Annotated in this window: 12 protein-coding genes; 4 read left to right on the top strand and 8 right to left on the bottom strand. The window is 46.5% G+C overall.

All coding sequences use genetic code 11. The annotated features are described in order from the left end of the window. Positions 1 to 17: 17 nt before the first annotated feature. Positions 18 to 1,166, top strand: a complete 1,149-nt coding sequence (hisB, locus tag GK108_RS04760; protein WP_163943508.1) for a bifunctional histidinol-phosphatase/imidazoleglycerol-phosphate dehydratase HisB — start codon at positions 18 to 20, stop codon at positions 1,164 to 1,166. A 300-nt stretch (positions 1,167 to 1,466) separates the two neighbouring features. Further along, on the top strand, positions 1,467 to 2,045 hold the full coding sequence (locus tag GK108_RS04755; protein WP_163943505.1) for a 1-acyl-sn-glycerol-3-phosphate acyltransferase: 579 nt from the start codon (positions 1,467 to 1,469) through the stop codon (positions 2,043 to 2,045). On the opposite strand, the gene lpxB is transcribed toward GK108_RS04755, so the two are convergent. Both lpxB and GK108_RS04745 read right to left on the bottom strand, forming a co-directional pair. Next, positions 2,042 to 3,172 (bottom strand): lipid-A-disaccharide synthase, encoded by a 1,131-nt coding sequence (gene lpxB / locus GK108_RS04750; protein ID WP_163943502.1) that lies wholly within the window; start codon positions 3,170 to 3,172, stop codon positions 2,042 to 2,044. The genes GK108_RS04755 and lpxB overlap by 4 nt on opposite strands. 88 nt (positions 3,173 to 3,260) lie before the next feature. Beyond that, the gene (locus GK108_RS04745) at positions 3,261 to 3,677 is read right to left on the bottom strand and encodes a 6-pyruvoyl trahydropterin synthase family protein (RefSeq protein ID WP_163943498.1); all 417 of its coding nucleotides are present in this window, start codon (positions 3,675 to 3,677) and stop codon (positions 3,261 to 3,263) included. A gap of 269 nt (positions 3,678 to 3,946) precedes the next feature. Between GK108_RS04745 and rfaD the strand changes: the two genes are divergently transcribed. After that, entirely contained in the window at positions 3,947 to 4,912 is a 966-nt protein-coding gene (rfaD, locus tag GK108_RS04740; protein WP_163943495.1) for an ADP-glyceromanno-heptose 6-epimerase, read from the top strand. A gap of 145 nt (positions 4,913 to 5,057) precedes the next feature. On the opposite strand, the gene GK108_RS04735 is transcribed toward rfaD, so the two are convergent. The 5 genes from GK108_RS04735 to GK108_RS04715 form a co-directional block, all read right to left on the bottom strand. Further along, the gene (locus GK108_RS04735) at positions 5,058 to 5,429 is read right to left on the bottom strand and encodes a DMT family protein (RefSeq protein WP_163943492.1); all 372 of its coding nucleotides are present in this window, start codon (positions 5,427 to 5,429) and stop codon (positions 5,058 to 5,060) included. Between the two features lie 20 nt (positions 5,430 to 5,449). Then, positions 5,450 to 6,763: a sensor histidine kinase gene (locus GK108_RS04730; protein WP_163943489.1), complete on the bottom strand. Its 1,314-nt coding sequence runs from the start codon at positions 6,761 to 6,763 to the stop codon at positions 5,450 to 5,452. After that, positions 6,760 to 7,431 (bottom strand): response regulator transcription factor, encoded by a 672-nt coding sequence (locus GK108_RS04725; protein ID WP_163943486.1) that lies wholly within the window; start codon positions 7,429 to 7,431, stop codon positions 6,760 to 6,762. Before GK108_RS04725 ends, GK108_RS04730 begins: the two co-directional genes overlap by 4 nt. A 58-nt stretch (positions 7,432 to 7,489) precedes the next feature. Continuing rightward, the gene (locus GK108_RS04720; protein ID WP_163943483.1) at positions 7,490 to 8,293 is read right to left on the bottom strand and encodes a hypothetical protein; all 804 of its coding nucleotides are present in this window, start codon (positions 8,291 to 8,293) and stop codon (positions 7,490 to 7,492) included. Between the two features lie 93 nt (positions 8,294 to 8,386). Then, on the bottom strand, positions 8,387 to 9,934 hold the full coding sequence (locus GK108_RS04715; RefSeq protein WP_163943479.1) for a S8 family serine peptidase: 1,548 nt from the start codon (positions 9,932 to 9,934) through the stop codon (positions 8,387 to 8,389). Positions 9,935 to 10,069: 135 nt separating this feature from the next. Between GK108_RS04715 and GK108_RS04710 the strand changes: the two genes are divergently transcribed. Then, a complete protein-coding gene (locus GK108_RS04710; RefSeq protein WP_163943476.1) occupies positions 10,070 to 11,365 on the top strand; it encodes an aminopeptidase P N-terminal domain-containing protein in 1,296 nt (431 codons plus the stop codon). A gap of 73 nt (positions 11,366 to 11,438) precedes the next feature. On the opposite strand, the gene GK108_RS04705 is transcribed toward GK108_RS04710, so the two are convergent. Then, on the bottom strand, positions 11,439 to 12,089 hold the full coding sequence (locus tag GK108_RS04705) for a TetR/AcrR family transcriptional regulator (RefSeq protein ID WP_246224662.1): 651 nt from the start codon (positions 12,087 to 12,089) through the stop codon (positions 11,439 to 11,441). Positions 12,090 to 12,354 lie beyond the last annotated feature (265 nt).

Below are 12,354 nucleotides of genomic sequence, written 5' to 3'. Positions count from 1 at the left end.
CGCCAGATATTATGTATATGCGAAAAATTTTATTCATTGATCGTGATGGTACGCTGATTATTGAGCCTCAACCCGATCAGCAGGTCGATTCACTAGCCAAACTTGATTACATCCCCAGGGCCATTTCGGCCATGCGTAAAATTGCCGAAGAAACTGACTATGAGCTGGTCATGGTGACAAACCAGGATGGTCTGGGCACTGATTCTTTCCCGGAAGAAACATTCTGGCCTGCTCACAACAAGATGATGGCTACGTTTGCTGGTGAAAATATTCGTTTTGAGGCCGTCCATATTGATCGACATTTCCCACGCGATAACTCAACTACGCGCAAACCGGGTACGGGTATGCTCACGCAGTATTTTGCCCCGGAATACGATCTGGCGAATAGCTACGTTATTGGCGATCGTCTGACCGATGTGCAACTAGCGGTCAATTTAGGGGCCAAAGCCATTTTGTTCCTTCCTCCCGATGGCTTATTGTCAGTACAAACCGCCGATGTAACGGGTTTAACGGAAGCCATGCAGCAAGCCATCGCCCTGAAGACTGACGATTGGGATAAAATTTATGAGTTTCTGCGATTGCCTGCCCGCACAGCCAGCGTTGAACGCAACACCAAAGAAACACAGATCAAAATCGATCTGAATCTCGATGGTCAGGGGAAAGCAGATATTCATACAGGCCTTGGCTTTTTCGACCACATGCTCGATCAGGTTGCCAAACATTCGGGAGCCGATTTAACGATTCGTGTGCAGGGCGACCTCCACATTGATGAGCATCACACCATTGAAGACACGGCTCTGGCATTGGGCGAAGCCTACCGGCGTGCGCTGGGCGATAAGCGGGGCATCAGTCGGTATGGCTTCCTGCTACCCATGGACGAAGCGCTGGCGCAGGTGGGTATCGACTTTTCGGGACGCCCCTGGCTGGTCTGGAATGCTGAATTCAAGCGGGAAAAAGTGGGCGATATGCCCACCGAAATGTTTTTCCATTTCTTCAAATCCTTTTCCGACACCGCGCTTTGTAACCTGAACATACAGGTGGAAGGTGATAATGAACACCATAAAATTGAAGCCATTTTTAAAGCCTTTGCCAAATCCATAAAGATGGCTGTTCAGCGTAGTATTCGGGAATTGGATAATCTTCCCAGCACAAAAGGAGTCTTATAAGATACGCCAGGAATTAGACACTGAACACAGACTTTCACTTTTTGTCTAGGTTACAGTGTCTAATATCCGATGTGTATTGTACTTTTGCACCAGAATTCAACCGACTACAGACATGGATTTATCAACCCCATTAACAATTCTGTTCTATGTTGTTCTGCTGACGGCTTCGTTTATGACTGGCCGCTGGCTGGAGCGCAACGACCGGAAGTATTAAATAAGTTTTCAGTTTATGGTTGTCAGTTTATGGTTGTCAGCAAGACAGCAACTGAAGACTATAAACTGAAGACTGTAAACTAACATATGCTAAGTACCATTGCCCGTTGGTTGTTTAAAATAGCCGGATGGCGGGTTGTTGGTCCTATTCCTCAGCTCCCTAAAGGAATATGGACTGTTGCTCCCCACACCACGAACTGGGATTTCCCTATCGGGTTAGGAACCCGAGCCACAGTTGGTATCTGGATTCAATATCTTGCCAAAAGTTCGCTGTTCACCTGGTATTCTGGCTGGCTTTTTCGCTGGCTGGGCGGCAAGCCGGTTTACAGAGACAAATCCAATAATCTGGTCGACAGCATCGTTAACGTGTTCAACCAGCACGAGTCTCTGCATATTTGCATTGCCCCGGAAGGCACACGAAGTAACGTATCGAAGTTAAAAACAGGATTTTACTATATCTCGCTAAAAGCCCAGGTCCCTATTATTCCGGTTGGTTTCGACTGGCCTCGCAAACAGGTTCTTCTTGGGCCACCTATTCAGGCAACGGGTAATTACGAAGCAGATATGATTCCCTTCTACGCCTTTTTTTCTGAAGTCCACGGCATCAAAAAAGATTGGCTCAAGAGCTGGGAAGAAACGGGATTGATTCAGGAAAAATCCAGCTAGGCCTTTTTCTGCGTCTCTTCTATCAAGAGTTCGACCATTTGCTTCCCTGCTCGCTCAGATGCTCCTGCCTCGCCCATTTTCCGGCGTACATCCGCATATCCATCCAACTGCTCGGCACGTCGGGCACCGTTAGGCAGAATGGCGTTTAGCTCTGCTTCGATACGTTCTGTAGTCAGCTCATTCTGAATCAATTCAGTCACTACATTGCGGTTGGCGATCAAATTCACCAATGAAATAAAGGGCACCGCAATCAATCGTTTAGCGATGGCATACGAAATACCTGTCGTTTTATAGCATACGACCTGCGGTACGTTCAGCAGGGCTGTTTCCAACGTAGCGGTACCCGAGGTAACCAGGGCGGCTTCGGCATTATGTAATACGTCATAAGCAGCATCGTCTACGCGCTTTACAGCAGGATAGGCCGCTAACATACGATCATACAGTGCCGATGGCAGGTTGCTTACAGTGCCAACCACAAACTGATATGCCGGAAAACAGTTACTCGCTTCCAGCATAACCGGTAATATGGACGTAATTTCCTGGCGACGGCTTCCCGGCAGCAAGGCAACTACTGGCCGGTCATCTAGTTGTAGTTTCGACCGAAATGCTGGATTAGGACTAAAAGCGGCTAAAGCGTCCAGTAGCGGATTGCCTACGTAGTGAACGGCATAGTCGTAACGAGCAAAAAACTCGGTTTCGAAAGGCAGGATGGTAAACAGTTGATCGACATTGGCCTTAATTTTCAACGCTCGTCGCTGATTCCAGGCCCACACTTTAGGCGATATGTAGTAAAATACGCGGATACCATGCTGTTTGGCAAATCGGGCCATGCGTAAGTTAAAGCCAGCATAGTCGATCAAAATAAGCACGTCGGGTCGGTTGGCCAGCAAATCTGCCTGGCATTCGCGCATAATCCGTCGAATTGTACCCAGATTTTTGACCACTTCCAGAAACCCCATGAAGGCCATCTCCCGGTAATGACGTACCAGAACAGCTCCGGCCTGCTCCATCTGCTCACCGCCATACGCACGACATTGGGCTTCGGGGTCGTATTGACGAATAGCCCGAATAAGGTTGGCCCCATGCAGGTCGCCCGATCGTTCGCCAGCAATCAGATAATAATTCATGAAGAAACTAAGCAGTAAGATGCATGAAGTAAGTAATAAAACGTAACAAACCACTCCCTAGCCTACATCCTACTGCATACGTTGATGCTTATTCGCCAAAGTAGTCAACAAAATTTTTCGGCGTTTCGTAGAGCCTGATCTGGTGAAGATGCGCTTCTGTTACGTCGGCTAATGCCTTTTCCAGAATTTTCCAGATTTCCATGACGAAGATTTCGCAACTGGCCATCTTTCCACGCATGAAATCAACATCAAGATTGAGGTTTTTATGATCGACTTTCTCGATCACTTCACGCTTAATAATATCGCCCAGCACTTTCAAATCAATCACAAAACCCGTATCCGGGTCGGGTTGCCCCTTGACCGTTACGATCAGTTCGAAGTTATGCCCATGCCAGTTTATGTTTGCGCAGGGGCCAAACACTTCCTTATTTTTTTCCTCAGACCAGGCTGGATTGTAGAGCCGGTGAGCCGCATTGAAATGCTCAATTCTATTAATATATACCATATCTCTGGTTTAGATAAGGCGGTTGCCAGAAACGCCAATTTTGCTAATGAACCGCAAAGGTACGAACTCTTTGGGCGCTATAAAACCCTCTTTTTTACAAACACGTATTCAACTCCCCCACTCAGGCTATACTAGAAAAATGCAATTTAATCATTAAAAACGCTATTACTTTCTTCATTTCAAAAGCCGTATCTTTACAGCCAATTTCGCTTCATTCTACCTGATTTTTACCTCTTTATAGAAATCAATACGTTTACTCCTAGCACTTTATGATTATCGTTACGGGGGCTGCAGGCTTTATCGGAAGCTGTTTGATCAGCAAATTGAATCAGGAAAATTTCAATTTCATAATTGCTGTTGATGATTTTTCAGACCCTAGTAAAGAAGCCAACTTAATTGGCAAACGAATTCAGGAACGGGTAGATCGCGAAGATTTTTTCGACTGGCTTGACAACAATTACCAGGAAATCGAATTTATTTTCCATATCGGTGCTCGCACCGATACTACCGAATTCGATCGGCAGATTTTTGAGCATCTGAATATCGAATACTCGAAACAGATCTGGAAGCGCTGCATCGACTACCAGATTCCCCTCGTATATGCCTCATCGGCTGCCACTTACGGTCTGGGCGAATTTGGCTATGATGATAATGAGTCGATCATTCCTCAACTCAAGCCGCTCAATCCTTACGGCGACTCCAAGAACGAGTTCGACATTTGGGCGCTCGAACAGGAACGTAAGCCATTCTTCTGGGCTGGCCTGAAATTCTTTAATGTATATGGCCCAAATGAATACCATAAGGGCCGAATGGCATCTGTTATTTTTCACGCCTATAATCAGATTTGCCAGACAGGAAACATGAAATTATTCCGGTCTCACAACCCTGACTTTACAGATGGTGGACAGATGCGTGATTTTATCTACGTTAAAGATGTTATTGACGTTTGTTCCTTTCTCATGCATCACCGGCGTAACTCAGGTATTTATAACCTGGGAAGCGGCAAAGCCCGAACCTTCCTCGATCTGGCTACCCTGACTTTTCATGCGATGGGTCGTGACGCAAACATCGAATTTATTGATACGCCAGCCGATATTCGCGATAAATACCAATATTTTACGCAGGCTAATATGGCTAAACTACGGTCTATCGGTTATGACCGGCCATTCCATTCACTCGAAGAAGGGGTATCCGACTACGTTAAACAGTATCTGAAAGAACAGAAATATTTCTAGTCGTTACGTTGATTCTGGCCCAAGATTCAAGTAATAATTAATGGCATAGCGGGTCGCTACGTCTGTAATACGTATTACAGACGTAGCGACCCGCTTATTTTCTTTAAGACTGGTGTAAGAGCGGAAGTAAATAGACAGGCTCTGTTCACCATTTTTTGAAAATAAAAAATACCGCGACGACAATAAAGAAAAAGCCAACCAGATGGTTCCAGGCTAGTTTATCCGTCTTGAAGAAAAAGACTGTAATCAGCGTAAAGACCAGTAGAGAAACAGCTTCCTGAATCGTTTTAAGTTCAAATAATGAAAATGGGCCACCCGTTTCTTCAGAACCAATTCGGTTGGCCGGAACCTGAAAAATATACTCGAAGAAAGCCAGTCCCCAGCTCAGCAGGACAATCCCCCAAAGCGACAGTTTAGCCAGCATAGGATATTGCTTCATTTGCAGGTGTCCATACCATGCTAATGTCATAAACACATTCGATAAGGTTAGTAGTAAGATACAGTAAAGCCCTTTCATGGATCAATCTAAGTTAAATACTATTTTGTTTGCGGAAGAAACAAGGTACTAGAGAACGTGAAATCTTCCCAGCGGAGGTATAACTGCCCCCCCAGTAAAGTTGTTAATCGGTAGCTTACCCAAAGCCCCAATCCGTGGCCCTCTTTAAGTGGATCGGCCCGGAAATAAGGCTGCATCAGATCAGCCACCACCCCTGATTCCTGCATTGTTTGATTCTCAATCTGAATTGTTGGCGTTTCTTTCCAGGACAGCTGAACCGTAATAACACTATTCACCTGTGCATACTTGATTGCATTCTCCAGAAGGTTTAGGAGAACATGTTCCAGCTTCGTACCATCGATCCAAATTGATTCCTTCAAAAGAGGATTTTCCTCAGTCAACTGTATGTCGACATTGTAGTCCGCAAAAACAGACTCTAGCTGAGCCAAGCATTTCTTTATGGTTTCTAACAAATCAATCGCTGATGGATTGAATGAATAGGGCCGGTTATCAGGACGACTTAGGGTCAAAAATTCGTCGAGCAGGCGATGTAAACGCCTGACTTCATCAAGCTGCCCCGTCAGAAATTGCCGAGCCTGACTGTCTACTTGATTACTATTCAGCGTTACTTCCAGCCCTGTTTTCATAACCGACAAAGGCGTTCGAAGCTCATGGGCGGCCGCACCAAAGAAGTTACGTTGCAGTTCGGCACTTTCCTGAATCCGGGCCAGCATTTGATTCAGCGTATCGGTCAACTGGTAAAGCTCATCCCGCGTATTGGGTAATGCTATCGATTCAATTGTTGTGGTATTCGTGATCTGGCTTGCCTGATTAACGATTGTCTGAATAGGCTTCAATAACCATCCAGCTACAATGTAACCGCAACCGAATGCCAGGCCCAGACTAATCAGCCAGCTTAGGCCAAACACCCATCGCAAATGAATATTATCCTGAGTTAGACTATCGTCTGGTACGCCCAGGGATAGTGTCACTAATCCACCCGGAAATTGAACGGGTGTAACTTCAACGGTTATTGATCGATAGGATCGTTGCTGCTGATTTCTGTCCATGCCTCTCCCTGCTGCATCCGGAAACCCTGGACTACGGAACAGCTCACGGTGTTGACCGTAATTCCGAAAACTTACGCGCATTTTTTCACTTTCGGAAGGCAACGGCAAAAGCACAGGATCGACGTTAACCTGCGAGAGCAACCATTCAGCCCGTGTTTCAATAGCTCTGTCGAATGCTATTTTAAGGCTTTTCTCCGCCCGATTCAGCATAAACAGCCCCGCCAGCAGACTGATACCGGCAAAAACGACCGTAACGGCCAACACGATCCGACTACGTAGGTTCATGCTCGTTGTAGTCGATAGCCACGTCCCACCAATGTTTCAATCAACCCTGTTGTTCCGATAGCATCTAATTTTTTTCGTAGCTGATAGATATGTACTTCAATGACATTACTTCCCATATCATAGTCTGCCGACCAAACTTTCTCCGCTATTTCGTTCTTGGTGACCAACAAACCTGCCCGGCGCATCAGTAATTCCAGAAGCGCAAACTCTCTGTTGGTTAGTTCTAAACGCTTACCTGCTTTCAATACGTCATGGGATACCAGCCTCATTTCCAGATCAGCTACTTGTAATACGACGCTATTTCCGGTCTGAGCCTGCCGTTGCAACACACGAATACGAGCCAGTAACTCATTAAAATCAAACGGTTTTCGAAGATAATCGACTGCTCCAAGGTCCAGGCCCTGAACTACTTTCTCGGGCTCGCTCAGCGCTGATACAATGATTACCGGAACGGTCAGGCCAAACTCACGAATATTTTTCAGGACCTCAAATCCAGTCTGCCCTGGTAGCATCAGATCGAGCAATGCAAGATCATACAATCCGCCTGCCAGCCGCTCAAGTCCTTCCGTTCCTGAATGTACCAAATCGGCAACATGCCCCTGTTGCTCAAGTCCTTGTTTGATAAACCGAGCTAGTTTTCGCTCATCGTCAATCACCAGAATTTTCATAGCTTACAAAAGCGCTTCGGCTCAATTGTCTAGGCCGAAGCGCTTCGCCGATTGAACGTTAGCGGACCAGGTACTGCTGACCGTTGATGGTCAACACCGTAGCATTCAGAATGTTTTTCTTATCCAGTTGTACCTGCCCATCCCGTAGATTTCTTGGGTAGCCCTGCACCGTAATAGAACTACCTTTGGTAGCCAGATTAGTAAGCTGATAGGCCACATGAGGAGGAACCTTTACAACGGTCTGATTATCGAGTACGATACCATTTACACGGCCATCGCGTCCTATTTTAAAATCTGTAACCTTTCCGGTTGAAGTAGTCAAAGCCGGAGCCGCTGGGGGTGTAGCCGGAACCACTGGGGGCGCATCGGCAATAGTTGCTTTACCTGCCGACAAACTGGTTAACCTAAACAGGGTTTCTCCTTCTGGATTCACGTCACTAAATCCAGTGATTGTAACCGTACTGCCCGGCTTAACAGCATTTTGAACCTGCTGCCCTAAATGAGGAGGAAACTTGACGACGGTTGATTCATTTCCGGAGCCGGTTAAGGTAAATCCATCCAGAATGGCATCGTCATTTCCTATCCATTGACCTACCTTACCCGAAACAGTGGTCAACGATGTCAACCCTGCATTGGGGCCAATTCGGTCGGGGCGGCCATAAGCACCTGGATTTCCGGGAGGTCTTCTTCCTGGTCCGGGCTGAAGTCGGTTAAATCCTACTGGTTCAGGAGGATTTGGACCATCGAGTATAGCAGGTGGTACTGGCGCACCTGGTTCAGCAGGTGCCTGTGCGTTTACGTCTGTAATAGCCAGCGTTGCCGCGACAAATAAAAGGGCCAAATAGTTTGCGTTGATTTCCATAACTAGTGAATTGCTGATTAATGATGGAAACAAAGCTACAGGGCCCACTTAAAGACGACTTGAAACTGAAATTAATTTTTCTTCATCTCGTTTTTACTCCCAAACCACCTCAATAACTTCTTTCTTCAGATCGATAGTGGTCTGGGTTTCACCAGATGACCGACGTAACGTTACTTTGCCATTGCTCACCTTTGTTGCCTCCTGCTGCAATACGTGGGTTGCGTCTTTCTTATGAAACACCGATACTACCGATTCATCGGTCGAAACCGGCACGACAAATGCTTTTCCCGATGCTTTAATCTGCCGGGCCGTAGTGGCCAATGGCTGATTTCGTAACAACGTAATAGCCCGTGAAGCCTGTGGTACACCATACCCTACGTAATTGTTCCCGTACGGATACAGATGCGAAGATTTCTCGATAATAGCCATGACCTCTTTATTGGTCAGCTTGGGATTTGCCTGCATAATACAGGCCGCAAATCCAGTAATCACTGGCGCTGACAACGACGTACCGTACAGGGAAAAGCATGATACGTTCGGTTTTAAATAAGGCAAGCTTTCTGGGCCGATACTGCTGTAACCTATTCGGTTCCAGAGCCGGGAATTAGTGGCACCAATAGCCAGCACGCCCTGTGCATCGGCTGGCGTGCTAATGATGCGCCACGAACGGTCGTCGCCTTCGTTACCCGCTGATACAATAATCAGGATTCCTTTTTTATCGGCTGCGATCTGAGCTGCCCGGCTGATCAAACTGGTATGACCATCCATCTGACTCGGCTCATAATTTTCTTTAGGGTTGCTCATTCCTTTGGCATAACCCAGAGACGTATTGATCAGGCGAACACCCAGGCTGTCCATCCACTCCATGGCAGCCACCCAATTATCTTCCTCCCCCCGATATTCACGATTTCCCTGATCGGTGCGAGCCAGATAGAACGTAGCGTCGGTAGCCAGGCCATACTGCATTTTCTCGGTAGGATCATCACCCGCAATGGCTGCCAGCACTTCCGTCCCGTGAAAATCGGACGTGGTTTCGAGCGTTCGGAAGAGGTCACTACGTGTTTTTTTCTCGTTAACGTAATCCCGTACCCGCTTAACTCCATCTCGTGCAAACACATGCTTGAGCGCATTAGCTGAATCGGCTCCAAAAAAACCGGCATCGATAACGCCAACCGTCACAAAACGTCCCGTCAGTCCCGCCTGTGCAAAATCAGAAGCCTGAATTTGGGTCATAACCGGGGCCATATGCGGCTTAATCTTTCCGTTCTGATCACCAATCGACGTAATAATAATAGCGGGGTCGATAGTCTGAATACCAGCCACGCAAGGCAACGTAGCGACTTTTGCGTACTGCTCAGCCGATAACCGCGCCGATACCGCATTTAGCCAGCGAGACTTGTTAATGGAGGTCACACCTTGTCGTTGCAACAAAGCAATGTATTCCGCCGATACCGGACGATCGGTATCGTCCAGGGAAAGATTCTGCGCCTGCCGACGGGCTATAGAAGCCGGGGACAAAGCGGGAGAAGTTGTCTGGTCTTTGTCTTTAAATAGAATCCAATATTTTGGCCAATCAGTCAAAGAGCCAGCCTGGACAACATACGTCAGGAAACAGAGAAAACTAGTTAGGCGCAACGTCATGCAGCAATTAGGACAATTAATCGTATGGTTTGTTAACGTGTATGCAGAGATATAAACACAAAAACACACAAAAACTCTTATAGCTTTGGGTTTTCTTTGCAATTTAATTAGAAAAGCCAGTTCCAACGTCCATATATGCGCTACTCGCCCATTGACAATCAACTTTTCATCCGCAATCGCCAACGGTTGGCAGCCTTGTTAAAACCAAAATCGCTGGTTATTCTCAATGCCAACGACATTATGCCGACGAATGCTGATGGTACAATGACCTTTCGACAAAATAACGACCTGTTTTATCTGACTGGCGTTGATCAGGAAGAGACGCAGTTAGTATTATTCCCAGACCATCCAGACCCTAAATTCCGGGAGGTTCTATTTCTCCGGGAAACGAGCGAACTGATCGAAATATGGGAAGGTCACAAACTCACCAAGGCCGAAGCCGAGCAAACAACCGGCATCCCTCAAAAGCAAATCTACTGGACCAGTCAGTTTGAGCAGATTTTTATTCAGATGGTTTTTGAGGCCGACCACGTCTATCTGAACACCAATGAGCATACAAGAGCTGGTATAGAGGTTCAGACGCGCGATGTCCGTTTTATCAACGAATTCAAACAAAAGTACCCGCTACATCATCTGGAGCGCCTTGCCCCCTTGATGCATTACCTACGGGTGATCAAGCAACCGCAGGAAGTACCGCTCATTCAGACGGCCATTGATATTACGGAGAAGATGTTCCGTCGATTACTCGGATTTATTAAGCCAGGGGTATGGGAATACGAAATTGAGGCAGAAATGATGCACGAGTACCTTCGAAATAGATCGCGGGGAGCGGCCTACTCACCAATCATTGCATCCGGTGCTAATGCCTGCGTCTTACATTATATCGATAATAGCCAGCAATGCCAGGATGGTGATGTCATTCTGTTGGATATTGGTGCGGAATATGCCAACTACAATGCTGATATGACGCGCTCGGTACCGGTAAATGGCCGATTCACGGAACGCCAGCGCGCTGTTTATGATGCTGTTTTACGCGTTATGAACGAAGCGAAACAGATGCTACGTCCGGGCAACCTGTGGGATGAATATCACCGTGAAGTAGGTAAGGTAATGGAAGCAGAACTGATTGGCCTTGGCTTGCTGGACAAGAACGAAGTTGCCAATCAGGACCCCGATGCACCTCTATATAAAAAGTACTTTATGCACGGTACGTCCCACTTTCTTGGGCTCGACGTTCACGATGTAGGAAACAAATACCGGCGAATGGAACCAGGAATGGTATTTACGGTAGAACCCGGCATTTATATTCCAGCGGAGAAATTAGGCATCCGTCTCGAAAACAACGTATTAATTACCGAATCCGGGAACATCGATCTGATGGCCAATATCCCTGTTGAGGCTGAGGAAATAGAAGCATTAATGAATAAGTAAGTTTATAATGTATGGTTTGTGGTTTATGGTATTCGGCCCGCGTCCGAATAACCATAAACCACAAACTATACACCTATTTCACTTCTGCTTTCTTTGTCGCTTCCAGCTCCAAAGCAATATTTAAACCTGAGTAAATTCGGCGTATAGCTGTTTCCAGGCGTTCCCAGCCTGCATCAGTACGCAGGTCAATGCCACCAATATGATCGCGCTGAGTGCTGGTCAGCACTACGTTTGTTACGGCCGCAACCATTAAGCTTGTGATAGCAATCGGATCGTACTCTGAGAATGGCGCCAGCTTGTCAACCAACTTTTTATAAGAGTTGTCGCGGAATTCAGCTAATCTACGGGCAAGTTCTGTTTCGCCGTGGCTCATTTCCCACCGGATCAGCTCTTGAGAAGGTTTGCGAGCACGAAACTCCCGCATATACTGAATGGTGTATTCTGACCAAACCTTACTCCGGTTTTCAGCGGTCAGATTATCGGGGACGGCATCCAGAAACTTCTCATTGAACATGGATAGGAAAAACCCACGCTGAACATAAGCTTCCAATAAGCCATTCCAACCACCAAAGTACCGATATATGAGCACTTTATTAACACCGGCCTTTTCGGCGACGGCATTAATTCCTGCTTTTTCGGTCCCTCGTTCAGCCATCACATCACCCATTGCCCGCAAGATGCGCTCCATGGTCATCTGACGGTTTCTACGCTTAACAATTTTCATACTGCTAGTAATTTTTGTGTTAAAGAGGGTATAATGTCTCTACATTAACTGTAGAGACAAACAAAGAAATCTACTGAAACTCCGGTCTGGCTACAAATATGGGCATAACAAATGATGTTATCAAGCGATAAGACTATGCCATACTGGAAATCTTTATAAACTAGATAATATGGCGATTTTTAGCAACGCTTACCTCTACGTTTGAGAAGTAGCAGGCAAGCCAGAAGACTTAATTAAGGCTTTATCCATGCTTTTGAACATTATT

The organism is Spirosoma terrae (genome assembly GCF_010435915.1).
GTDB lineage: Bacteria > Bacteroidota > Bacteroidia > Cytophagales > Spirosomataceae > Spirosoma > Spirosoma terrae.
Note: the sequence above shows the minus strand (reverse complement) of the source record. Positions and strands in the feature narration are given on the sequence as shown.

Bases quoted from the DNA above. Each gene is read 5' to 3' on its own strand.
- GK108_RS04720 (WP_163943483.1), bottom strand. From the start codon at position 8,293: ATGGAAATCAACGCAAACTATTTGGCCCTTTTATTTGTCGCGGCAACG.
- GK108_RS04715 (WP_163943479.1), bottom strand. From the start codon at position 9,934: ATGACGTTGCGCCTAACTAGTTTTCTCTGTTTCCTGACGTATGTTGTC.
- GK108_RS04735 (WP_163943492.1), bottom strand. From the start codon at position 5,429: ATGAAAGGGCTTTACTGTATCTTACTACTAACCTTATCGAATGTGTTT.
- GK108_RS04745 (WP_163943498.1), bottom strand. From the start codon at position 3,677: ATGGTATATATTAATAGAATTGAGCATTTCAATGCGGCTCACCGGCTC.
- GK108_RS04755 (WP_163943505.1), top strand. From the start codon at position 1,467: ATGCTAAGTACCATTGCCCGTTGGTTGTTTAAAATAGCCGGATGGCGG.
- GK108_RS04705 (WP_246224662.1), bottom strand. From the start codon at position 12,089: ATGAAAATTGTTAAGCGTAGAAACCGTCAGATGACCATGGAGCGCATC.
- GK108_RS04725 (WP_163943486.1), bottom strand. From the start codon at position 7,431: ATGAAAATTCTGGTGATTGACGATGAGCGAAAACTAGCTCGGTTTATC.
- lpxB (WP_163943502.1), bottom strand. From the start codon at position 3,172: ATGAATTATTATCTGATTGCTGGCGAACGATCGGGCGACCTGCATGGG.
- rfaD (WP_163943495.1), top strand. From the start codon at position 3,947: ATGATTATCGTTACGGGGGCTGCAGGCTTTATCGGAAGCTGTTTGATC.
- GK108_RS04730 (WP_163943489.1), bottom strand. From the start codon at position 6,763: ATGAACCTACGTAGTCGGATCGTGTTGGCCGTTACGGTCGTTTTTGCC.
- hisB (WP_163943508.1), top strand. From the start codon at position 18: ATGCGAAAAATTTTATTCATTGATCGTGATGGTACGCTGATTATTGAG.
- GK108_RS04710 (WP_163943476.1), top strand. From the start codon at position 10,070: ATGCGCTACTCGCCCATTGACAATCAACTTTTCATCCGCAATCGCCAA.